We start from the raw sequence: 22,987 nt of genomic DNA on the forward strand, positions 1-22,987 counted from the left end.
TCCCGGCGATGCCGTCTGCGCGCCGGCTCAGCCCGGGCGGTTGTCCACGAGGCTGTCGACGACCGACGGGTCGGCAAGGGTGCTGGTGTCGCCGAGGCTCTCGAGCTCGTTCTCCGCAATCTTGCGCAGGATGCGCCGCATGATCTTCCCGGAGCGCGTTTTCGGCAGCCCCGGTGCCCACTGGATGATGTCCGGCTTGGCGATGGGGCCGATCTCCTGCACGCACAGGGCGATGAGCTCGGCTTTCAGCTGCTCGTCGGGCTCCACCCCCTGCATCGGCGTCACGTAGCAGTAGATGCCCTGGCCCTTGATGTCGTGCGGGAAGCCGACCACGGCCGCCTCCGCGATCTTGTCGTGCAGCACCAGGGCGCTTTCCACTTCGGCGGTGCCCATGCGGTGCCCGGAGACGTTGAGCACGTCGTCGACGCGGCCTGTGATCCAGTAGTAACCGTCCTCGTCGCGGCTGGCGCCGTCGCCGGTGAAGTAGTAGCCGGGGTAATGGCTGAAGTAGGTGTCCACGAGGCGCTGATGATCGCCATAGACACTGCGGATCTGGCTCGGCCAGGAGCGCTTGACCACGAGGTAGCCGGCGCCGGGGCCCTCGATCTCGCTGCCGTCCTCGGCCAGCAGGGCCAGCTCGACACCGAAGAAGGGGAAGGTCGCCGAGCCCGGCTTCAGGGCCGTGGCACCGGGCAGGGGGGTGATCATGTGTGCCCCGGTTTCCGTCTGCCACCAGGTGTCGACGATCGGGCAGCGGCCATCACCGACGACGTTGTAGTACCACTCCCAGGCCTCGGGGTTGATCGGCTCGCCGACGGTGCCGAGTACGCGGAGTGTCTCCCGGGAGGCGCGCTTCACGGGCTCGTCGCCGACCGCCTGCAGGGCGCGGAGCGCCGTCGGCGCGGTGTAGAAGCTGTTGACCCTGTGCTTGTCGACGACCTCCCAGCAGCGGCCGGCATCCGGGTAGGTCGGCACGCCCTCGAAGACCAGGGAGATGGCGCCGTTGGCGAGGGGGCCGTAGACGATATAGGTGTGGCCGGTGACCCAGCCGACGTCGGCGGTGCACCAGTACACCTCGCCCTCGCGGTAGTCGAAGACGTACTTGAAGCTCATGGCCGCCTGCAGGAGGTAGCCGCCGGTGGTGTGCAGCACGCCCTTGGGCTTGCCGGTGGAGCCGGAGGTGTAGAGGATCAAGAGCGGGTCCTCCGCGTCCATGGGTTCGGGTTCGCAGTCGGCGGACACCGCGTCCACCAGTTCGTGGTACCAGGCATCGCGTGCGTCGTTCCAGTCGATGTCGCCGCCGGTGCGGCGGACGACCAGGCAGCTGTGCACCCCGGGACACTCGGCGAGCGCCTTGTCGGTGTTTTTCTTGAGAGGTATGCGCTTGCCGCCGCGCACACCCTCGTCGGCGGTGATGACGGCGCAGCAATCGGCGTCGAGAATGCGGTCCTTGAGTGCCTCGGGCGAAAAGCCCCCGAAGACCACGGAGTGAATCGCACCGATGCGTGCGCAGGCGAGCATGGCGTAGGCGGCCTCGGGGATCATCGGCATGTAGATGCAGACCCGGTCGCCCTTGCCGATGCCGCGGCTCTTCAGCGCATTCGCGAGGCGGCAGACGGCGTCCTTGAGCTCGGCGTAGGTGATGGTCTTCGAGTCTGCCGGGTCGTCTCCCTCCCAGAGCAGTGCCGGCTGGTCGGCGCGTGCGGGCAGGTGCCGGTCGATGCAATTCTGGCTGACGTTGAGCTTGCCGCCGCGGAACCAGCTGGCCTCGCCGCGGTGAAAGTCGTAGCTGCACACGGTTTCCCAGGGGGCCATCCAGTCGAGAAAGGTCTCGGCCTGTTCGCTCCAGAAGGCGTCCGGCTCTTCCAGGGAGCGGCGGTACAGCTCGGCGTAGCGCTCGGCATCGATGTGGGCATCGGCAAAGCTTTCGGGTACCGGGTGGACGGGAAATTCGGACATCGGTGGGCCTCCGCTCCTTCGGGCTGTGTTCCCTGATGGTACTTCCACCCGCGCGGAGAGCAAGGCGACCATGGTCGAGGTCGCGGGCCTGCGGGCCGGGCCGCGGCGGCAGGCGGGCCTCAGGGTGTGGCGAGCATGCCCCAGTCGGTCGCGGGGTTCAGGCTGAGGCGCAGGTTGTCGATGAGGCGCGTGCTGCCCAGGCGGGCGGCGGCGAGGATGGCGATTTCCTCGGTGTCCTCGGTGACCTTACGCAGCGTGCGCGCATCGCGGATGGCGAAGTAGTCGGGCTCGAAGCCCGCCTGCAGGAGGCGCATGCGCGCGTGGGACTCGAGCTGCAGGAAATTGTCGAAGCCGCAGGCGATGGCGTCCCGGCAGCTCGCCAGGGTCTCGTGGAGGAGGGGTGCGATGCGCCGTTCCGCCAGGGTCAGGTAGCCGTTGCGGGAACTCAGCGCGAGGCCGTCCTCGTCGCGTACCGTCGGCACGCCGATCACTGCCACGGGAAGGCAGAGGTCGGCCACCATCTTGCGTACGATGGACAGCTGCTGGAAGTCCTTCTCCCCGAAAATGGCCACGTCCGGCTGCACGATGTTGAACAGCTTGGCAACGATCGTGGCGACGCCGTTGAAGTGGCCGGGCCGGCTGCTGCCGCAGAGTGTCTCCGAGAGGTCCGGCACCAGTACCTGGGTATGACGTTCGAGCCCCTCCGGGTAGATATCGGTGGCCTCGGGCGTGTAGAGGAACGTCACCCCTTCGGCGAAGAGCTTTTCCTTGTCGGCCGCGAGCGTCCGCGGGTAGGCATCGAGGTCTTCGCCGGCGCCGAACTGCAGCGGGTTGACGAAAATGCTGACGACGACGATGTCACCCAGTTCGCGCGCCCGGCGCACGAGCTGCAGGTGGCCATCGTGAAGGTTGCCCATGGTGGGTACGAAGGCGATGCGCTGCCCCCGTTGCTTGCACTCGGCGAGCTGCGCCCGCAGCCGCTGCCGGTCACCGGTTGTCTTCATGACGTACGCCCCCGCTTGCGGTCAGGGTGGAGCCGCTGCCATCGGCGGCGCCTTTCTAAACGTTCTATACGTTCTGTACGTTTTCCTTCACGGGGCTGGCAGAGCGGCCCCCGAAGGGAGACCGAGTATGCCCCATGGTCCGGGGGGCAGCAACAAAAGTGTCACGCAACAACACACCTTTTTGTTACGAAAGGAATCACTCGCTACGTGATCTGGTTATATATACCTACTGAAAGTAAGTGTTTACTACCGCCGCGCGTCCCGGGCTTGGCCGGGCAGGCAGGAGACCTGCTGCGGCTTATGCGTAGGTATGGGTGTCGGCGGGAAAATCGCCGGCTTTGACGGCCGTCACGAAAGCGGCCAGGGCGTCCTGCACGCTGCCCGCCTGGGCCATGAAATTGCGCACGAAGCGGGGCACACGGGGGCTGAGGCCGAGGAGGTCATGCAGTACCAGGACCTGGGCGTCCGTGCCGGCGCCGGCGCCGATACCGATGACCGGGATGTCCAGTTTGCTGCTGATATCGGCCGCCAGGGGGGCCGGCACGCACTCGAGCACGAGCAGGGCGGCCCCGGCATCCTGGATCTCGACCGCGTCGGCGAGGATCGATTTGGCTTCCTTCGGGGTGCGGCCCTGGACCTTGAAGCCGCCGAAGGCGTTCACCGACTGCGGGGTGAGGCCCAGGTGGGCGCAGACCGGGATGCCGCGCTCAACGAGAGCGCTGATCGTATCGGAGAGCCAGACACCACCTTCCATCTTGACCATCTGCGCACCGGCCTGCATCAGCGCCGTGGCGCTGTCCATGGCGGTCTCCGGCCGGTCGTAGCTCATGAAGGGCAGGTCCGCGATCACCAGCGCATCGCCGCCGGCGCGGGCGACACAGGCCGTGTGATAGGCCATGTCGTCCACGGTTACGGGGATCGTGCTGTCGTGCCCCTGCAGTACCATGCCGAGGGAATCGCCGACGAGGATCGTCTCCGCACCCGCTTCGTTGACGAGACGGGCGAAGGTCGCGTCGTAGGCAGTGATGCAGACGAACTTGTCTCCCGCCGCCTTCATCCTGTCGAGGGTGCTGATGGTGATCTTGCCCATGGACCTGTCCGAACCCTAGCCGAAAAAGGTGGGATTGAAGTAGTGGCGCCCGCTGCGTACGTCGAGGAGATAGTCGACGAGCTGGCCGTAATCGCGCTCTCCCTGGACCAGGTCGATCGCGCTGGCGTTGACGATCAGCAGCGGCGCGCCATCGTAATACAGGAAAAATTCGCTGTACACTTCGTTCAACCGCTCGAGGTAGCCCCGGTCGATGTTGCGTTCATGGGCAATGCCGCGTTGCTCGATGCGCGATAGCAGGACGTCCGGCGAGGCCTGGAGGTAGATCACCAGGTCCGGTACGGGCGCGTCGATGGTGAGCTGGCGATAGACCTTCTCGTAGAGCTGGTATTCGTCCGGGTCGAGATTGATGCGGGCGAAGAGCGGGTCCTTGTCGATGAGAAAATCCGCCACGCGCACCGGCTGGAAGATGTCCGATTGGCGCAGATCCTGGATCTTCTGGGCGCGCTGGAAGAGAAAGAACAGCTGCGTGGCCAGCGCGGCCTGCTTCCGGTTCTGGTAGAAGCGCTCGAGGAAGGGATTGTCCTCGGCGTCCTCGAGCATGACCTGGTAGTTGAAGGTGTCCGCGAGACGGCGTGCGAGCGTGGTCTTGCCCACGCCGATGGGCCCTTCCACGGCGATGTAGCCGGGGGGTGTCCGCCCCTTGAGGTCCAGGCTCAGTACCTCATTCGTTGCCGTCAAGCTCGACTCCCCCTCCCGCTGGCCCTAGCCCTTCCGCCTGGCGCTCCGGGGCCGGCCCGGGACAGGCGCGCTTCAATGTACCAATATCCGACCCCCATGGCAGCCGGAAATCCTCGCCGCAGAGATCGGCCAGGGGCCAGAGCACGAACGCCCGCTCGGCAATGCCGGGGTGCGGGACCGTGAGCCGGGGCAGCTGCAGTTCCCGGTCGCCGTAGAGCAGCAGGTCCAGGTCCAGGGTGCGGGGTCCCCAGCGGCGACCGCGCACGCGTCCCGCCCCGGCCTCGATATGCTGCAGGGCGTCGAGCAGGTCGAGGGGCGCCAGTACCGTGTCCAGCGCAGCGACGGCGTTGAGGAAATCCGGCTGGTCCCGGGGGCCGAGCGGTGCACTGCGGTAGAGGGGGGACAGGGGCCCCGGCCTGCAGCCGGGAAGCCCGGCGAGGGCGCGGGCGGCGTCGCGTAGCTGGCGGAGCGGGTGGCCGAGGTTCGCACCGAGGCCGATGTAGCAACGCTGCACCCTCAGTTTCGGCTGCGCCGGCGGCGCCCGCCGCGGCGGCCGCGCTTGCCGCCGGCCGGCTCCAGGTTCTCCATCTCCCGCAACCGGGCCTCGGCATCGAGCTCCTGGAAGCGGGTCCACCACTCGCCCACGCCCCCCGTGTCTTCGTCGGCGGCCTCGCGCAGCAGGAGGAAGTCATAGGCGGCCCGGAAGCGCCGCTGCTCCGGCAGTTCCGCGGCACGCTTGCCCCGCGGGTTCTCCAGGCGGTTCTGCAGCTCCCAGATCTCCCGCATGGGCTGGCTGAAGCGCTTCGGTATCGCGACGCGGTGGCAGGCCTCGGCGATGACCTGCTGGGCCGCGCTGTGCATGGCCGGCACCGGCGGTTCACCGCGGTCGCGCAGCTGCTCGGCGCGCAGGCTCGCAGCGGGCCAGAGGAGGGCGGCCAGGATGAAGGCCGGCGTTACCGGCCGGTCCTCCGCGACGCGACGATCGGTGCTGGCCATGGCGGCGGCCATGAGTTCCGCAGCGCGAACATCCCTCGCCATGTGGTGCTCGGCTTCCGGGAACAGGTGCTCGAGGAGGTGGTGCCGGCGCAGGAGCTTGAGGGTCGCGGCACCGTGCCCGGCCAGGAAGAGCTTCAGGATCTCGTCGAAGAGGCGTGCGGCGGGAATGGAATCGAGCAGCCCAGCCGCTTCCTTGATGGCGGCGGCCGTGTGCTGCTCGATCCGAAAGCCCAGCTTGGCGGCGAAGCGCACGACGCGGAGCATGCGCACCGGATCCTCCCGGTAGCGCTCGTGCGGATCGCCGATGATGCGGATGAGCCGTGCCTGCAGGTCGGCGAGGCCGCCGACCTGGTCGTGCACGGCAAAGTCCCCCGACGAGTAGTACAGCGCATTGATCGTGAGGTCACGGCGGACCGCATCCTCTTCCAGGGTGCCGTAGACATTGTCCCGCAGCAGGACGCCGCTGTCGGCACGCCGTGCCTCGCCCTCGCCGTCGTGGTGGCCGCGAAAGGTGGTCACTTCGATGATCTCGCGGCCGAAACGGACATGAACGATGCGAAAACGCCGCCCGATGATCCGCGAATTGCGGAACAGCCCGTGGACTTCTTCCGGCGTGGCGTCGGTGGCCACGTCGAAGTCCTTGGGGTGTCCGCCGAGAAGCAGGTCGCGGACGGCCCCGCCCACGAGATAGGCCTGGAAGTCCTGGCCGCGCAGCCGGGCCATGACCTTGAGGGCGCTGGGGCTGATGTTCTTGCGGGAAATGCAGTGCTGGTCCCGGGGAATGACCTTCAAGCGCGGGCATCTCTCGTTGTGGAAAAGCGGGATGGTAGCACAGCCCCGACGGCTTCCGGGGAGATCGGGGGAGATCCCTCCCCCGCACAGGTCCACCCCGGGACGGTTATTCTTATGCAGGCAATTATTCTTAGCGGGCGCAGCCGTTCCTGGCATGGCCAGTAGGCGGCCGGGTGGTAAGAAGGAACGACGGGGAAGCGTACTTCCCCATCCAGGTCCATTTTTTTTCTTGCGCTTATTCTTATTGCTGCTGGATTATTTTTATTGTTGAGCGCCCGTAATATTGCATCGCCTGTGCCAATAAGATAAAAGCACTTTAAAAACAATAACATGTGTTTTCTGGTGTGGTGGCCGGTAACGGCTCTGGAGGCCGTTTTGTTACCTTCGGCTACTACCATTTGTTACAGGCAGCGGGCTGGGTAACGCCCCCGGGCCGTCCCGGGGCGGTGCCGGCTAGGAGGCGGCCTTCTTGCCGCGCGGGGCGTTCTTCTTGCGGGGGATATCGAAGCGCTGGCGCCGCTCCCACAGACACTTGCGGCTGATGCCGAGTTTCTGGGCCAGCTCGGTCTCGCTCATGGAGTCCTGGTGCTCGATGACAAAGCGCTGGAAGTAGTCCTCCAGGGACAGGTCTTCCTGGGGGTCGGTATTGCTGTGGCTCGCCTGGCGCTTCTTGGGGCCGCCGATACGCTCGCCCCGCAGGCGGCTGATGTTCACCAGCTCGAGGTCGATGCCGAGGGCCTCGTTGTCGATTTCGTTGCCCTCCGTCAGGATGACGGCCCGCTCGATCGCGTGCTCGAGCTCGCGCACGTTCCCGGGCCACTGGTAGGTCGTGATGGCCTGGATGGCCCGCGGGGAAAGGGCCATGGAACCGCGGCCGAAGCGCTCCACCTGGCGGGCGAGGAGCGTCTCGGCCAGGTACAGGATGTCCTTGCCACGGTCGCGGAGCGCGGGCAGGCTGAGCCGCAGCACGTTGATACGGTAGAACAGGTCCTGGCGGAAACGCCCTTCGGCGGCGAGGGTCTGCAGGTCCCGGTGCGTGGCACAGATCAGGCGCACGTTTACCTTGCGCGAGTGGACCGAGCCGATGCGGCGGATCTCGCCCTCCTGGATGAACCGCAGCAGCCTCGCCTGGGCCTCCATGGGCAGCTCGCCGATCTCGTCCAGGAACAGCGTGCCACCGTCGGCGGCCTCGATGAGGCCCATGCGGTTGGCGTTGGCCCCGGTAAAGGCGCCCTTTTCGTAGCCGAAAAGCTCCGACTCGATCAGCGTCTCGGGGATGGCCGCGCAGTTGACGCAGATCAGTGCCTCGCCGGCGCGCCGGCTCTGGCGGTGAATGGCCCGCGCCACCAGCTCCTTGCCGGTGCCGGTCTCGCCGAGCACGAGCACCGTTGAGTCCGTGGGGGCGAACTTGGCCACATGCGCCAGCAGCCGCTGCATGGCCGGACAGTCGCCGACGATGTCGGGACGGTCGTCATCGCCCTCCGCCGCGGCCTTTGCGGCGGCGCCTTCCTGCCGCGGATGCTCGCTGATGATGCGCTTGACCGCGTTCAGCATGTCGCTGTGGTCGAAGGGCTTGGCGATGTAGTCCACGGCGCCCATGCGCATGGAGTCCACGGCGGAGCGCAGGCTGGCATAGCTGGTCATGATGAGCACGGGGACCTTTCCCGCCTTGCGGATCAGGTCGGTGCCCGGCGCGCCGGGAAGGCGCAGGTCGCTGATGATGAGGTCGAATTCACCGAGGGCGTGGCTGGCTTCCGCTTCGGCCACGGCCCCGGCCTCGGCAACCGCGTAGCCGGAACGTTCCAGCAAGCGGCGCAGGGCGGTGCGGATGACCGGTTCATCCTCGACGACAAGAATCTGCTGCATCGCTTGATCCCTTATCCGACGAGCCCCACAACATACCCTCCCGGCGACGAATTATCCAGCCGCCGTGCCGGCGTCCGCGTTCGCGAGCCTCGTGAACGCGTCGTCGTAGCGGGCCGCGCGCAGGGTCAGGGTGACCCGGGTGCCGGTCGCATGGCCCGAGGGCCCGGGGCTCTCGATGCGCACGCTGCCGCCCATATCCTCGAGGATGCTGTACACCAGCGGCAGCCCGAGGCCCGTGCCCTTGCCCGGGTCTTTCGTGGTGAAGAAGGGCTCGAAGACCCGCGGCAGCAGCGCCGGCGCGATGCCGTGGCCGCAGTCGTCGACGTGAACCTCCACCGCACCGCTGTCCCCTGCCGCGGCGCTGATGGTGACCGCCGCGCCGTCACCGGAGGCGTCACGGGCGTTGCCCAGGAGGTTGATGAAGACCTGCAGCAGGCGCTGGCAATCGGCGAGTACCAGGGTGTCGCGGGGACAGTCGTTGACGAAGCTGACGGGACGCGCGTCGCGGTCCAGGGAGAGCAGGCTGATGGCCTCGTCGATGCAATCGGCGAGGTTGCAGGGCTCGACGCGGGTATCGCCGGCCCCGGAACCCAGGTGGGAGAAGTTCACCAGCGATTCGACGATACGGCTGATGCGGCCCGTCTGCGTGAGGATGTCGTCCGCTGTCTCGCGAACCTCCGCCGGGTCGCAGGACGCGGCCAGGTTCTGGGCGAGGCAGGCGATACCCGTGATCGGGTTGCCGATCTCGTGGGCAACGCCGGCGGCGAGCCTGCCGATGGAGGCGAGGCGTTCGTTGTGCAGGACCTCATCCTGCAGCAGCTGGTAGTCGGTGATGTCCTCCACCAGCAGGAGCCGGTCTGCGTCTTCCGTGGGTGCACTGCAGTGCAGGGTTATCCAGCGCGGCGCCGCCGGGCCGCTGCCGGGAAGTTCGCGCTTGAGCAGCGTGTTCGGCTCGGCCTCCAGGGCATCGGCGAACACCGCCTGCCAGGGCTCCGGCAGTGCGGTCCAGCGCGCCCCGATGGCGTCGGGAGCCTCGATCCCGGTGAGTTCGGCAAGGCTCCGGTTCCAGAGCAGCACCTCGCCATCCACTCCGAGCGAACAGAGCCCCACCGGCAGGGCTTCGAGCGTTTGCCGGTAGTGGCGGCGCAGGTAGTCGAGGTCCGCCGCCAGGCCGGTAAAGCGCCCGGCGGCTTTTTCCAGGCGCTGCTCGAGGAGCGTGAAATCGCCGGCCTCGCCGGGATAGCTCTTGCCGTAAGGCAGGCAGCGGTCGACGATTTCCAGCGCCAGGGCGGGGCCCAGCATGCCGGACAGGTTGGCCTCGATCCGGCTGCGCAGGTGCCTCAGTGCATAGGGCCTGCTCTCGCCCTCGTCAAAACGCAGCTCGCCCAGGGCCCGGTGCACCTCCGCACGCGCCGTGTCTTCTCCGAGCCCCCGGGCCAGCGCCGGGACGAAATCGGCAGCGGCGTGTGCGGCCAGCGTGCGCCGGTGCGGTCTGCTGCCGGAGTCCATGGAGCAGATCTCCGCCGCCACGGTCTCCTCCTGGGAGCGACGGGTCAGTAGAGAGCAGGCGATGAAGGCCGCGCTGTTGGCCAGCAGGGCGAGCAGGCAGCGCAGCGCCCAGTCGTCGCTGTGGCTCGCGGTGATGCCGAGCGTATTGTTCGACAGAACCGGGAGCACCAGCGCCAGGAACCAGATCGCCAGCCCCAGCGCGAGACCCGCCAGCAGGCCGATGCGGTTGGCCCGCGGCCAGTAGGGCGTGAAGATCACCGCCGGCAGAAACTGCAGGGTTCCGCTGAAGGCCAGGAAACCGAGCTCCGGCAGCGACTGCCCGTCGCCGAGGAAGGCAAAGAACGCGTAGCCGCCGAGGATGAGCGCCGTAATGAGGCTCCGACGCAGCCACTTCAGCTGCCGGTAGAGTCCGCGGTCGCCGGCGGCACGGAGGGGGCGGTTCGGCAGTACGAGGTAATTGAGGCACATGTTCGCCAGCGCCAGCGTCGCGACCACGATCACCGCGCTGGCGGCCGAGAGGCCGGCGACGAAAGCCACGCCGCTCACCCAGGGGGCGCCCAGGGCGGTGCCGAGGCCGAGGCCCGCGAAGGAGGCGGGCAGGGAGCTGCCTGCGGCGACGGCTCCCCAGAACACGGGCAGTACCGGCAGCGCCAGCAGCAGCAGGTAGAGAGGCAGGCCCCAGCTCGCCGCGCGCAGGTGCCGGCTGTCGCTGTTCTCGGCGAAGGCCATGTGGAAGATGTGCGGCATGCACACCGCGCCGGCGAAGAAGAGCAGCAGCAGGAGGCGGGCGGCGCCGGCGGGCAGCGGTGGTCCCTCGCCGCGCAGGGAAGCGGGGTTGGCCACGAGCCAGCGCTGAAGGCCGTCGAAGCCGTCGAAGACCTGGCTCAGGGCAACCGCCATGAGCAGCGTCAGGGCCCCGAGCTTGACCAGGGATTCGAAGGCGATGGCGGCCACGAGTCCGGGGTTCCGGTTGGGGTTGGCGGCATTGCGCGTGCCGAAGAGGATCGTGAACACGGTGATGATCACGCAGAAGAGCAGGGCCAGGCCATCGCGGCGGCCGCCCGGCAGGAGGTCGAGGCCGCCGCCGGCGAGGTGATGGATACTGTCGGCGACGGTACGGATCTGCAGCGCGAGCAGCGGCAGCAGGGTGGCACACATGGCGAGGGTCACGGCCGCGCCTACCCAGGGACTGCGGAAGCGGAAGGCCAGCAGATCCGCGAGGGAGGCAAGCTGGTGTACCCGGCACAGGCGCAGGAGGGGCCGCAGCAGCAGCACCGCGAGGAGGAACATCAGCGCAATGCCCAGATAGTACAGCAGGTAGTGATGGCCGTAGAGCGCGGCGAGCGTGAACACGCCGTTGCTGGCCATGCCGCCGCCGATGACCCCGAGGGACAGGACATAGGTCGCCGGGTGCTCCACCACCCGCGCCGGGATCGCGCCGCGGTCGCCGAAGTAGCCCACCAGGAACAGGACGCTCAGGTAGGCGATGATGGCGAGGAGGACCTGGTCCGGGCTAAAGCTCATCGAAGTCCCGGCGCCGCTGGTTCCAGTAGACCCCCGCGATAACCGCGGCCCAGACGATGAAGGGGCGGTACCAGTGCACCGGGTCGGCGAACATCCAGCGTTCGATGCCCGGGAACAGGATGACGGTCAGGGCGACGGCGAGCAGCAGGCCGCGATCGAGGTACATGGCGATGGATCCCGGTGGCCTGCGGCGAGTCTACGAGATGCCCGCAGGGGGGTAAAGGCGCTCGCCAGCCAGCGCTGCGGTCCCGGCCAGGGCCGCCGGTGCCCAGTGCCGTACCGCGTGCTCGAGCAGGGCTGATGGCGTGGCTGCCGTGGCCGGCGGCGATGCCTGGCCGAGCAGCTCGAGAGCCAGGCGCAGATTGGCGGCGGCGCGCCGGTCGTCGAGGGGCGGCGCATGGTTCTGCTTGCTCAGCTTTCTGCCGTCGCCGCCGAGGAGGACGGGGCAGTGGCCGTAGCGGGGCGAGGCATAGCCAAGGCAGGCCTGGAGGTAGCGCTGGCGCGGCGTCACCGACAGCAGGTCGGCTCCCCGGATCACGTCGCTGATGTCCTGGGCCTGATCGTCCACGACCACCGCGAGCTGGTAGGCGTAGAGCCCGTCGCGCCGGCGAACGACGAAGTCCTCCGGGAGCTGCGTGGCAGCGACGTGGCCCTGGATGCGGTCCTCGAAAGCGGTCGGCCAGGCCGGGTCCACCCGCACGCGCAGCGCCGCGGGTCCCTCGCCGTTGCCGCCGCAGCGGCCGCCGCAGGCGCCGTCCGGACCGAGGATGCGCCGCGGGCAGTAGCAGCGGCGCAGCAGCCCTTTGCGCTCGAGGACGTCGAGCGCTTCGTCATAGGCGGCACCGCGGGTGTGCTGGTAGCAGACAGGTCCGTCCCAGTGCAGGCCGTGGGCGCGCAGGCTGGCGATGATGGACCGGCTGGCGCCCGGTTGCTCGCGGGGAGGGTCGATGTCTTCCACACGCAGGAGCCAGCGGCCGCCGTGGGCCCGCGCGTCGAGGTAGCTGGCAAGGGCCGCCAGCAGGGAGCCGAAATGAAGGGGCCCCGTCGGTGAGGGGGCGAAGCGCCCGCAGTAGCTGCCGGCCCCCGGGATCAGCCCAGCTCCTGCCGCTCCTTGATCTCGGCGAGGGTCTTGCAGTCGATGCACAGCGTGGCCGTGGGGCGCGCCTCGAGGCGCTTGATGCCGATCTCCACCCCGCAGGCGTCACAGAAGCCGTAGTCTTCCTGCTCGAGGCGTTCGATGGTGGAGTCGATCTTCTTGATGAGCTTGCGCTCGCGGTCACGGGTGCGCAGCTCGAGGCTGAACTCCTCCTCCTGGGTGGCGCGATCGGCCGGGTCCGGGAAGTTCGCGGCCTCGTCCTTCATGTGCGTGACGGTGCGGTCCACTTCCTGCATCAGCTCGCCCTTCCACTTCAGCAGGATATTCTTGAAGTGGTCCAGCTGCGCGTCGTTCATGTACTCCTCACCACGCTTCGGCTGGTACGGTTCGAAGTTCTTGAACTGGCTGTTCGCGGAGGTCACGGCCTGGGCTTTCGCCCGGGCGCTGCTCTTCGCCCGTGCCTTGCTCCTGGCTGCAGTCTTCGTCTTTGCGGGTGCCTTTGCCTTGGCGGCGGCCTTGCTCTTTGCCGGCGCCTTGGCTTTCGCCTTGGCCGGTGCCTTGCTCTTGGCGGCTGCCTTCTTGCTGGCTGCGGGCTTCTTGGGGGCGGTCTTGGTCGGCATGGTCTGTTCCATCGACGTAATGACGTGGTCTCTGGCGAGCCCCCGCGGCGGAGGGCCAGCGCCGAAGCGCGGTGAAGCTACCAGATATCTAGGATCCATTCCAGAAAAAAGTATGAGGTTCTTCGAAGCTTTCCGGGGCATCCGGCGAAGGGCGCCCCGGCTAGGCGCCGTGCCGGCCCGGTGTCACAATGCCGGCCATGGCACCAGTGACTCACAGGCCCCGCGCCGCGGGCCCGGCCGGGCCCCGCGACCTGCCCGACGACCGTCAGCTCGTCGGCCTCGACGACGGCCACCTCGTGCCCCTCGCCGGCGGTGGGCAGTTGCACCCGGCGGCTGCGGCGGCCTTCGAGGCTCTGCGCGCCGATGCCCGGGCCGCGGGCTTCGATCTCGCCGTCGCCAGCGCCTGGCGGGGCTACGCCCGGCAGCTGGCAATCTGGAATGGCAAGCTGGCCGGCGAGCGGCCGGTGCACGATGACGATGGCCGTCCGGTGGCGATGGCGGACCTCGCCCTCCCGGAGCAACTGGCGGCGGTGCTGCGTTTCTCGGCGCTGCCCGGCACCTCGCGGCACCACTGGGGTACGGACCTCGATGTCTACGATGCGGCGGCGCTGCCGGCGGGGGCGAGGCCGGCCCTGACGCCCGGCGAAGTGGCGCCGGGCGGCGTCTTCGACGCGCTGCACTGCTGGCTGGACGAGCGCATGGCCGCGGGCGAATGCCACGGCTTTTTCCGGCCCTATGCGGTGGATCGGGGCGGCGTCGCCCCGGAGCGCTGGCACCTCAGCTACGCCCCCCTCGCCAGGCGGCTGGCTCCGCGCCTGACCGCCGCCCTGCTCCTGCGCAGCTGGGAGGAGGGCGGGCAGCCCGCCGGACTGTCCGCCCTGGTGGACGCGTTACCGGCGCTGCTCGAACGCTATGTCGCGGTGCCCGAGGGTCGGGCGATGGCCTGAGGGGCAGCGGCCGCTGCCTGCTAACCGCGCTGCTGCTGGTGCAGTTCGCTGTAGTGGTTCCAGTAGTCCTTCTCGGCGGCAGCGATGACCTTGAGGGCCTCTTCCCGCCCGTAGACATGGTCGACCTTGATGTCGATTTCCTTGCCGGGAACCATCTTGTAGGTGGCAAAGTAGTGCTGCAGGCGCTCGACCTTGATCGGCGGCAGGTCGGCGACGTCCTGGGCGTTGCCCCAGATGTTGTCGCCCTCCAGGATGGCGATGATCTTGTCGTCGGCCTCGCCGCCATCGATCATCTGGATGCCGCCCACGACGCGCGCGTTGAGCACGATGTCGGCGCGGTTGATGTGCCGCTCCGAGTACACGCAGATATCCAGCGGGTCGCCGTCGGCCTCGGTGACACCGGGGCAGCGCTTGGCCACTTCCTCGGCGCAGTAGGTGCGCGGAATGAAGCCGTAGAGTGCCGGCGGGCTTGAGGTGGTGCGCTGGGGCCGGTCGACCACGAGAAAGCCGGAGCTCTTGTCGAGCTCGTACTTGACCACGTCCGTGGGCAGCATCTCGACGTACACCTGCACGATATCCTCCGGCGCGTCGTCCATGCGCGCGTGGAGACCGTGCCAGGGGTGACGGCGCCAGCGGTTGAATTTCTCGTTCCTGTACATGCGTGCCTCGTGAGCGGTTGCCGGAAAAGGCGCGGATTGTACCGGGTGCCCGCGGAAAAATCTCCCTGCTCAGATGTCGAAGCGGGTCTTCAGCCGCCGGGGCACGAGCCTGTGCTTGAGCCGCGGGTAGCGCGGCAGGCCGCCGGCGTAGGGCGGGTAGGCCTCGCCCTGGATCAGCGGCGCGAGGTAGTCGCGGGCTGCGGCAGTGATGCCGAAGCCGTCGCGGCTGATGTAGCGGCGCGGCATCTTCTTCTCGCGGTTCGCGACCTTCGCCAGCGGCGCCTCGCCGATGGACCAGCGGTAGCGCTTGCCGCTGCCGCGGACGATCGCTGGCATGACCGCGTTGTGGCCGGCCAGGGCGAACTCCACCGCCGCCCTGCCCACCGCATAGGCCTGGTCGAGGTCGGTCTGCGAGGCGATGTGACGGGCGGCGCGCTGGAGGTAGTCCGCAACCGCCCAGTGGTGCTTGTAGCCGAGCTCGCTGCGGACCATGTCGGCGAGGGTCGGTGCCACGCCGCCGAGCTGGGCGTGGCCGAAGGCATCGCGGGTACCGGCATCGGCAAGGAAGGTGCCGTCGGCGTACTGGGTGCCCTCGGAGGCGACGATGACGCAGTAGCCGGCCTTCTTTACCGTCGCCTCCACCTTTTTCAGGAAGCGCTCGCGATCGAAGGCGATTTCCGGGAACAGGATCACGTGGGGCGCTTCCGACGGGCCCGCGCCGGCCAGGCCCGCCGCGGCGGCGATCCAGCCGGCGTGGCGGCCCATGACCTCGAGGATGAAGACCTTGGTGGAGGTCTCGCACATGGAGGCGACGTCCATGGCTGCCTCCCGCGTGGACACGGCCACGTACTTGGCTACGGAGCCGAAGCCCGGGCTGTTGTCCGTGAGCGGCAGGTCGTTGTCGATGGTCTTGGGCACGTGGATGGCCTGGATCGGGTAGCCCATCGCTTCGCCGAGCTGCGACACCTTGAGGCAGGTGTCCGCGGAGTCGCCGCCGCCGTTGTAGAAGAAATAGCCGATGTCGTGGGCGTGAAAGACCTCGATGAGTCGCTCGTACTCGGCCCGGTTCTCCTCGAGGGACTTCATCTTGTGCCGGCAGGAGCCGAAGGCACCGGCCGGGGTGTGCATGAGCCCGCGGATCGCCGCCGCAGTCTCGGCGCCGGTGTCGATGAGTTCCTCCCGGAGCGCGCCGATGATGCCGTTGCGCCCGGCGTAGACCTTGCCGATGGCGCCACGGTTGGCGCGGGCGGTCTCGATCACGCCGCAGGCGGACGCGTTGATTACCGGCGTCACGCCGCCGGACTGGGCATAGAAGGCGTTCCTGCGAGGGGTTTTCCTGGACGGTTTCTGGGGCTTTTCCTGGGCCATGGGACACTCCCGGCGCTGCGCGACGCAACGAGGATACGCGATTCGCGGGGGACTGTGCACCGCGTGGCGCGTGCTACCATGCGCGGCATTTTCCGGAGACCCACCCGTGGCGCAACACCTCCATCTTCTCGGCATCTGCGGCACCTTCATGGGCGGCCTGGCGCAGCTGGCCGCGGCCCGTGGTTTCCGCGTGACCGGTTCCGATGCCAACGTCTACCCCCCCATGAGCACGCAGCTCGAGGCGGCGGGGATCGGCCTGATGGAGGGCTATGCAGCGGAGCACCTGGAGCCCGCGCCGGATCTCGTGGTGATCGGCAATGCCCTGTCCCGGGGCAACCCGGCGGTGGAGGCCGTGCTCGCCCGGGGCCTGGACTACTGCTCCGGCCCGGAGTGGCTCGCCCGCGAGGTACTGCGCGGCCGCTGGGTCCTGGGGGTGGCGGGAACGCACGGCAAGACCACGACCAGCAGCCTGCTCGCGTGGATCCTCGAGGACGCGGGCCTCGCGCCCGGCTTCCTCATCGGCGGCGTGCCCGGCAACTTCGGGGTATCCGCTCGCGAGGGCGCCGGCCGTTACTTCGTGGTCGAGGCCGACGAGTACGATACGGCCTTCTTCGACAAGCGTTCCAAGTTCGTCCACTACCGGCCGAAGACCCTGGTGCTCGGCAACCTCGAGTACGATCACGCCGACATCTTCCCGGACCTCGCCGCCATCCAGCGCCAGTTCCATCACCTCGTGCGCTGTGTACCGGGCAACGGGCGCATCCTGCGGCCCGGGAACTGTGCCGCGCTGGACGCCGTGGAAGCCATGGGCTGCTGGACGCCGGTGGAACGCTGGTCCCTCGCCGCTCCCGGGAAAGCACCGGAGGCCGCGGACTGGCAGGGGCGCCTGGAGGACGGGGGCGGCATGCACCTGTCCGTGCGCGGTCCCGGCGGCGAGGGCGGTCGCGTTGCCTTGCCCCTGCCGGGGCGGCACAACGCGAACAATGCGCTGGCCGCGGTGGCCGCCGCCGCGCACGCGGGTGTTGCACCGGCGCGGGCCCTCGACGCCCTGGCCCGCTTCCGGGGCGTGAAGCGCCGCCTCGAACTGCTTGGCGAGATCGCCGGCGTGCGGCTCTACGACGACTTCGCGCACCATCCGACGGCGATAGCGGCGACCCTGGGAGCCCTGCGTGCCCGCGGCGGCAGCGGCCGGCTGCTCGCGCTCGTGGAACCGCGCTCGAATACCATGCGTATGGGTAGGCACCGGGAAAGTCTCGCCGCTTCCGTCGCCGACGCCGATCGCGTCTACTGGTACCAGCCGCCGGGCATGGACTGGTCACTCGATGACGTGGCCGCCGCGGGCACCGTCCCGGCTTCCGTCAGTGACGACGTTGAAGACCTCGTGGCGACCGTTGTCGGAGAGGCGCAGCAAGGAGACCAGATCGTGATCATGAGCAACGGCAGCTTTGCCGGTATCCACCAGCGCCTGCTGGACGCGCTTCGGGCGGTGCACGGCGCATGAGCCATTACCTCCTGGCGCTCTACGAGCGTGTCGTTCTGCGTCACCCGGTCATCGTCCTGGTGCTGCTTGCGCTGCTGACCGCGGGCGCCCTGTCCCAGCTGGGCAAGCTGCGCATCGATGCCTCCGCGGACTCGCTGCTGTTGCAGGGGGATCCGTCCCTGGAGTTCTACCGCGAGGTGTCGAAGCGCTACGCCTCGGAGGATTTCCTGCTCCTGACCTGGCAGCCCGATGCGCCGCTCTTCGCCGATGCCTCCCTGGACCCCCTGAAGCGCATGGCGGATGAGCTGCGGGAGCTGCCCGGTGTTTCGTCGGTGGTTACCGTCTGGGACGTGCCGTTGCTCGAGACGCGCCCGCTCAGCCTCTCGGCGGTGACGTCCGGCGATCCGCTGCCCAGCCTCCGGGACCCGACCGTCGATCGCGAGGCCGCCCTCGCCGAGTTCACCAGCAGCCCCCTCTACACGGACCTGCTCGTCGGCCGTGACGGCGAGGTCACGGCGGTGCAGGTCAACCTCGAGCGGGATGAGCGCTACTTCGAGCTGCTCCGGGAGCGGGAGGCGCTGCGCGAGAAGAAAGAGGCACTCAGCGCGGAGGAAGCCGAACGCCTCGCCGAGGTCGAGGCCGCCTTCAAGGCGCACAGCGCGGTCCTCCTCGAACAACAAAGCGAGCTGGTCGCCTCGGTCAGGGCCATTGCCGACCGCTACCGGGAGCACGCGCGCATCTTCGTCGGTGGCGTGCCCATGATCGCCGCGGACATGGTCGACTTCGTGCGCAGCGATCTCGTCGTGTTCGGCAGTGCCATCATCCTGGTGATGCTGTTCGTCCTTGCCATCGTTTTCCGCCGCGTCCGCTGGACGGTCATCCCGCTCCTCACCTGCAGCGTCACCGTGACCCTCATGCTCGGCCTGCTGGCCGCGCTCGACTGGCGCTTGACGGTGATCTCCTCCAACTTCGTCGCGGTGCTGCTCATCGTCACCCTCGCCATCGCCATCCACCTCGTGGTGCGCTACCGCGAGCTCCACGCGCTGCACCCCGAGGGCGACCGGTGCCAGCGTGTCCGCGACACGGTGCGCCTGATGTTCGTACCCTGTGCCTACACGGCGCTTACGACCATGGTGGCCTTCGTGTCGCTGGTCGTTTCCGACATCCAGCCGGTGATCGACTTCGGCTGGATGATGACCCTCGGCATCGCCGTGGCCTTCCTGGTCTGCTTCTCGCTGCTGCCGGCGCTCGTGCTCCTCTGGCCCAGGGGCCGCCCGGTGCGCCACACGGGCGCCGACGCGCCGCTCACGCTGCACTTCGCACGCTTTGCCGACCGGCACGGTCGCTCGGTGCTGTGGACCAGCGCTGCGCTTATCGTCGTGGTGGTGGTCGGTGTGTCCCAGCTCCGGGTGGAGAATCGTTTCATTGATTACTTCAAGGAATCCACCGAGATCTACCAGGGCATGGAGCTGCTAGATTCGCGGCTGGGGGGCACGATACCCCTGGATATCGTGTTGTCCGCGCCCGACGCCACGGCGCCCCTGCCCGGGCTTTCCCCCGCAGGCGAGGGCGGTGGCGAGCCGGTAGCGGCAGACGATCCCTTCGCGGAGGATGCGCTGGCCTTCGACGGCCCGGAGCAGAACGACGACTCCGCGGAGTCCTTCGCCAATGACGACCCGTTTGCCGAAGAGGATCCCTTCGCCGGCGACGGGGATCCCTTCGCGGGGAGCGGCGAGTCCTTCGAGCCGAGCTACTGGTTCAGTCTCGAGGGCATGCGGACCATCGATGCCGCCCATGACCTCGTGGCCTCGCGGGAGGAGACCGGGAAGGTCCTGTCCCTGGCAACCACCTTCAGCGTCGTGCGTGAGCTCCTCGGCGATGACATCGGCAGCGTCGAGCTCGCCCTGGTGCAGCGCAGCCTCCCGGAGGAGGTGGCCCGGCAGCTGGTCGACCCCTACTTCGACGGGGAGCACGAGGAGGCGCGGATCACGGTGCGCGTGAAGGAAACCAGCAAGACGCTGCGGCGGGACCGGCTGCTCCGCGAGTTGTCCGCCGACCTCGCGGCGCTCGATGCGCTGTCCGCCGAGGATATCCGCCTGACCGGCATGCTGGTCCTCTACAACAATGTGCTGCAGAGCCTGTTCCGCTCGCAGATCCTCACCCTCGGCGCGGTCTTCCTCGCCATCCTGGTGATGTTCTGGGTGCTGTTCCGCTCCTTCTCGCTGGCCATGGTGGCGCTCGCGCCGAACCTGCTGGCGGCGACGCTGGTGCTCGGCATCATGGGCCTCGTTGGCATTCCCCTGGATATCATGACCATTACCATTGCGGCGATTGTCGTGGGTATCGGGGTGGACGACTGCGTGCACTACGTCTATCGCTTCCGGGAAGAGTTCCGCGGCGACCGGGACTACCTCGCGGCCATGTACCGCAGCCACGGCAGTATCGGCCGGGCCATGTATTACACGACCATCACTATCGTCATCGGCTTCTCCATGCTCACCCTGTCGAATTTCACGCCCAGCATCTACTTCGGCGTGCTGACCGTGCTGGCTATGACCGCAGCGGTGCTCGGCGCGCTGCTGCTCCTGCCGCGGCTGATCATCCTCTTCCGCCCCCTCGGGCCGGAGGGGGCGTGATGGAGTGTCGTCCGGGTTGTGGCGCCTGCTGTATTGCGCCGGCGATCACGCAGCCCTTCCAGGGCATGCCGGCGGGCAAACCCGCGGGCGTGCGCTGCGTGCACCTGCAGGAGGACCTGCGCTGCGGACTGTTCGGCCGCCCCGAGCGGCCGGTCTGCTGTGAGCGCTTCCAGGCCGAGCCGGCCTTCTGTGGCGACAGCCGCGACGAGGCGCTGCTGATTCTCACCGAGCTGGAGGCCTGGAGCGTCCCCGCATGAGCGAGCGCACGGAGATTCCCCTGTTTCCCCTGTCCTCGGTGCTGGTGCCCTACGGGCGCATGGCGCTGCAGATCTTCGAGCAACGCTACCTCGACCTCGTGCGCAGCTGCATGCGCGAGAGTTCGGGCTTCGGCGTTGTCTGGCTGCGCGCCGGCAGCGAAGTTGCCGGTGGCGCCGCGGAGCTGGGCGCGGTGGGCACCTATGCCCGCATCGTCGACTGGGACCAGCTGCCCAATGGCCTCCTCGGCCTCACCGTCGAGGGCGGTGAGCGCTTCCACCTGCACCGGCACTGGCGCCTGGCGAACGAGCTGAACATGGGTGAGGTCAGCTTCGGGCCGCCGCTCGCGCCCGTGCCCATGAGAGAGCGCTGGGAAGGGCTCGCGCGGCTCCTGGAGGGGCTGGAGGCGCATCCCCACGTGCAGCGCCTTGCCCTGCCCGTCGACCGGGCGAACGCGGCGCAGGTGGCGGGAACCCTGCTGCAGCTGCTGCCGTTGGAGGAGTCGGAGAAATACCGTCTGCTGGGCCTTGCCTCGGCCGAGGACCTGCTTGCGGAACTCGACCGCTTGCTCAACGAGATCAGCGGCGGCGACTGACTACTCCGCCGTTTCCACTGCCGGGGGCGGCCAGCCGCCGAGCGCCTGCCAGCGATTGACGATCGTGCAGAACAGCTGCGCGGTGCGCTCCGCGTCATAGGCAGCGGAGTGGGCCTCGCTGTTGTCGAAGGTGATGCCGGCGCCGGCGCAGGCCTTGGCGAGCACCGTCTGCCCGAAGGCCAGGCCCGCCAGGGTTGCGGTGTCGAAGTAGGAGAAGGGGTGGAAGGGGTTGCGCTTGATGTCGCAGCGCTCGACGGCGGCGTTCACGAAGCCGGCGTCGAAGTGCGCGTTGTGGGCGACGAGGATCGCCCGGTTGCAGCCCTGTTCGCGCAGCTCCCGGCGCACGGCGAGGAACAGGTCGCCCAGGGCCTCGCGCTCCTCGATGGCCTCCCGGAACGGGTGCCAGGGGTCGATACCCGTGAAGTCCAGGGAGGCCTGCTCGATGTTGGCGCCCTCGAAGGGTTTCACGTGGTGACTGATGGTGCGGTGCACGGTGAGCGTGCCGTCTGGCGCCATGCGCAGGAGCGTTGCCGCGATTTCCAGGATGGCATCGGTGGCGGCGTTGAAGCCCCCGGTCTCGATGTCGATGACGACGGGCAGGAAGCCGCGAAAGCGGCCGGCCATGGCCGAGGCCGTGCCTTCGCTCATGCGACCTGCCAGGGCAGCGCTTCCCCGGCCCGGAGCGGCACCAGGACATCCTCGCCGAGGGGCAGCGAGGCGGGTACCTGCTGCTCGCCACGGGTGAGCGTGATCGTCTCCTCGTTGACGGGCAGTCCGTAGAAGGCGGGCCCGTGCAGCGAGGCGAAGCCCTCCAGGCGCTCCAGCGCGCCGAGGCTGTCGAAAACCTCGGCGTAGAGCTCCAGGGCCGCATGCGCGGTGTACACACCGGCACAGCCACAGGGCGATTCTTTCGCGCTGCGGGTGTGCGGCGCCGAGTCCGTGCCGAGGAAGAAGCGCGGGTTGCCGCTGGTGGCCGCCCTGCGCAGGGCTTCCTGGTGCCGGGCGCGCTTGAGGATGGGCAGGCAGTAGTAGTGCGGGCGGATGCCGCCGGCCAGCATGTCGTTGCGGTTGAGGAGCAGGTGGTGTGCCGTGATGGTGGCCGCCACGCCGTCGCGGGCCTCGCTGACGAAGGCCACCGCGTCGGCGGTGGTGATGTGTTCGAGGACCACCCGCAGGCCCGGGAAGCGCTCGACGATCGGCGCCAGGTGCCGGTCGATGAAGACCCGTTCCCGGTCGAAGATATCGATGTCCGCGTCGGTGACCTCCCCGTGCACCAGCAGCGGCAGGTCCGCGGCCTCCATGGCCTCGAGCACCGGGTAGAGCGCATCGAGGGCGGCAACGCCGGCGTCGGAGTTCGTGGTGGCGCCGGCGGGATAGAGCTTTACCGCGTGGACGACGGGGCTTTCGGCGGCGCGGTGGATCTCGTCGCTGCCGGTGCCGTCGGTCAGGTAAAGGGTCATGAGCGGTTCGAAGCGCCGCGGCAGGTCCGCCATGGCCGCGTCGATGCGCGCGCGGTAGGCCTTGGCAAGGGCCACGGTCGTCACCGGCGGCGTCAGGTTGGGCATGACGATGGCGCGGCCCATGTAGCGGGCCATGTCCCGGCAGGTCTGCGCCAGGGCGTCGCCGTCGCGGAGATGGACATGCCAGTCGTCCGGGCGGCGGAGAGTCAGGGTGGTCACGGCAGGAGCTTCGCGGGCTTTGGACACAGCGTGATGCTACCGTAAATGGTGGCCCCCTGTCCGCTCCCGCGGTGCCGGGTCGCGGGACGCATCAGGCCGGGAGGCCGGGCCCGGCGGGTGACAGGCAGCGAAGTACCCGCAGGGGACACCCGTTGCGGGAAGCCCCTGGCCCCCGCGGTTGCTGGGCATCAACCCCCCGCGGCGGTACACTGC

General features: G+C 68.5%; 20 protein-coding genes. 5 read left to right on the top strand and 15 right to left on the bottom strand.

Annotated features, from left to right (window positions below):
* Nucleotides 1-27 precede the first annotated feature (27 nt).
* From acs to dksA, 11 genes are all read right to left on the bottom strand, one after another.
* Nucleotides 28-1,959, bottom strand: a complete 1,932-nt coding sequence (gene acs, locus ACX93N_RS00680; RefSeq protein ID WP_459426453.1) for an acetate--CoA ligase — start codon at nt 1,957-1,959, stop codon at nt 28-30.
* Between the two features lie 119 nt (nt 1,960-2,078).
* A complete protein-coding gene (gene panC, locus ACX93N_RS00685) occupies nt 2,079-2,963 on the bottom strand; it encodes a pantoate--beta-alanine ligase (RefSeq protein WP_459426454.1) in 885 nt (294 codons plus the stop codon).
* Between the two features lie 298 nt (nt 2,964-3,261).
* Entirely contained in the window at nt 3,262-4,053 is a 792-nt protein-coding gene (gene panB, locus ACX93N_RS00690; RefSeq protein WP_459426455.1) for a 3-methyl-2-oxobutanoate hydroxymethyltransferase, read from the bottom strand.
* 15 nt (nt 4,054-4,068) lie between these two features.
* Entirely contained in the window at nt 4,069-4,752 is a 684-nt protein-coding gene (locus tag ACX93N_RS00695) for a deoxynucleoside kinase (protein ID WP_459426456.1), read from the bottom strand.
* Nucleotides 4,736-5,266, bottom strand: a complete 531-nt coding sequence (gene folK, locus ACX93N_RS00700; RefSeq protein ID WP_459426457.1) for a 2-amino-4-hydroxy-6-hydroxymethyldihydropteridine diphosphokinase — start codon at nt 5,264-5,266, stop codon at nt 4,736-4,738. Before folK ends, ACX93N_RS00695 begins: the two co-directional genes overlap by 17 nt.
* A gap of 2 nt (nt 5,267-5,268) precedes the next feature.
* On the bottom strand, nt 5,269-6,540 hold the full coding sequence (gene pcnB, locus ACX93N_RS00705) for a polynucleotide adenylyltransferase PcnB (protein ID WP_459426458.1): 1,272 nt from the start codon (nt 6,538-6,540) through the stop codon (nt 5,269-5,271).
* A 453-nt stretch (nt 6,541-6,993) separates the two neighbouring features.
* A complete protein-coding gene (locus ACX93N_RS00710; RefSeq protein WP_459426459.1) occupies nt 6,994-8,406 on the bottom strand; it encodes a sigma-54-dependent transcriptional regulator in 1,413 nt (470 codons plus the stop codon).
* A 51-nt stretch (nt 8,407-8,457) separates the two neighbouring features.
* The gene (locus ACX93N_RS00715) at nt 8,458-11,439 is read right to left on the bottom strand and encodes an ATP-binding protein (RefSeq protein ID WP_459426460.1); all 2,982 of its coding nucleotides are present in this window, start codon (nt 11,437-11,439) and stop codon (nt 8,458-8,460) included.
* Nucleotides 11,429-11,605, bottom strand: a complete 177-nt coding sequence (locus ACX93N_RS00720) for a hypothetical protein (protein ID WP_459426461.1) — start codon at nt 11,603-11,605, stop codon at nt 11,429-11,431. The genes ACX93N_RS00715 and ACX93N_RS00720 overlap by 11 nt, the downstream gene beginning before the upstream one ends.
* A gap of 30 nt (nt 11,606-11,635) precedes the next feature.
* Nucleotides 11,636-12,583 (bottom strand): tRNA glutamyl-Q(34) synthetase GluQRS, encoded by a 948-nt coding sequence (gene gluQRS / locus ACX93N_RS00725; RefSeq protein WP_459426462.1) that lies wholly within the window; start codon nt 12,581-12,583, stop codon nt 11,636-11,638.
* Nucleotides 12,529-12,957: an RNA polymerase-binding protein DksA gene (gene dksA / locus ACX93N_RS00730; protein WP_459426567.1), complete on the bottom strand. Its 429-nt coding sequence runs from the start codon at nt 12,955-12,957 to the stop codon at nt 12,529-12,531. The genes gluQRS and dksA overlap by 55 nt, the downstream gene beginning before the upstream one ends.
* Before the next feature lie 395 nt (nt 12,958-13,352).
* Here dksA and ACX93N_RS00735 point away from each other — a divergent pair, with 395 nt between their 5' ends.
* The gene (locus tag ACX93N_RS00735) at nt 13,353-14,102 is read left to right on the top strand and encodes a M15 family metallopeptidase (RefSeq protein WP_459426463.1); all 750 of its coding nucleotides are present in this window, start codon (nt 13,353-13,355) and stop codon (nt 14,100-14,102) included.
* 20 nt (nt 14,103-14,122) lie between these two features.
* Here the strand turns inward: ACX93N_RS00735 and ACX93N_RS00740 are convergent, their stop codons facing one another.
* Entirely contained in the window at nt 14,123-14,761 is a 639-nt protein-coding gene (locus tag ACX93N_RS00740) for an inorganic pyrophosphatase (RefSeq protein WP_459426464.1), read from the bottom strand.
* A 69-nt stretch (nt 14,762-14,830) separates the two neighbouring features.
* Nucleotides 14,831-16,129 (bottom strand): 6-phosphofructokinase, encoded by a 1,299-nt coding sequence (locus ACX93N_RS00745; RefSeq protein ID WP_459426465.1) that lies wholly within the window; start codon nt 16,127-16,129, stop codon nt 14,831-14,833.
* Nucleotides 16,130-16,235: 106 nt separating this feature from the next.
* Here ACX93N_RS00745 and mpl point away from each other — a divergent pair, with 106 nt between their 5' ends.
* From mpl to ACX93N_RS00765, 4 genes are read left to right on the top strand one after another with little or no spacing between them, the layout of a single operon-like run.
* Entirely contained in the window at nt 16,236-17,630 is a 1,395-nt protein-coding gene (mpl, locus tag ACX93N_RS00750) for a UDP-N-acetylmuramate:L-alanyl-gamma-D-glutamyl-meso-diaminopimelate ligase (RefSeq protein WP_459426466.1), read from the top strand.
* The gene (locus tag ACX93N_RS00755; protein ID WP_459426467.1) at nt 17,627-20,245 is read left to right on the top strand and encodes an MMPL family transporter; all 2,619 of its coding nucleotides are present in this window, start codon (nt 17,627-17,629) and stop codon (nt 20,243-20,245) included. Before mpl ends, ACX93N_RS00755 begins: the two co-directional genes overlap by 4 nt.
* On the top strand, nt 20,245-20,502 hold the full coding sequence (locus tag ACX93N_RS00760; RefSeq protein ID WP_459426468.1) for a YkgJ family cysteine cluster protein: 258 nt from the start codon (nt 20,245-20,247) through the stop codon (nt 20,500-20,502). Before ACX93N_RS00755 ends, ACX93N_RS00760 begins: the two co-directional genes overlap by 1 nt.
* Nucleotides 20,499-21,095 carry an LON peptidase substrate-binding domain-containing protein gene (locus ACX93N_RS00765; RefSeq protein WP_459426469.1) on the top strand — a complete coding sequence of 199 codons (597 nt, stop codon included), beginning with the start codon at nt 20,499-20,501 and terminating at the stop codon, nt 21,093-21,095. Before ACX93N_RS00760 ends, ACX93N_RS00765 begins: the two co-directional genes overlap by 4 nt.
* On the opposite strand, the gene rnt is transcribed toward ACX93N_RS00765, so the two are convergent.
* Together rnt and pyrC are read right to left on the bottom strand one after the other, a co-directional pair.
* Nucleotides 21,096-21,743, bottom strand: a complete 648-nt coding sequence (gene rnt / locus ACX93N_RS00770) for a ribonuclease T (protein ID WP_459426470.1) — start codon at nt 21,741-21,743, stop codon at nt 21,096-21,098.
* Entirely contained in the window at nt 21,740-22,774 is a 1,035-nt protein-coding gene (gene pyrC, locus ACX93N_RS00775; RefSeq protein ID WP_459426471.1) for a dihydroorotase, read from the bottom strand. Before pyrC ends, rnt begins: the two co-directional genes overlap by 4 nt.
* Nucleotides 22,775-22,987: the final 213 nt, after the last annotated feature.

The sequence above is a fragment of the Pseudohaliea sp. genome (assembly GCF_054552115.1).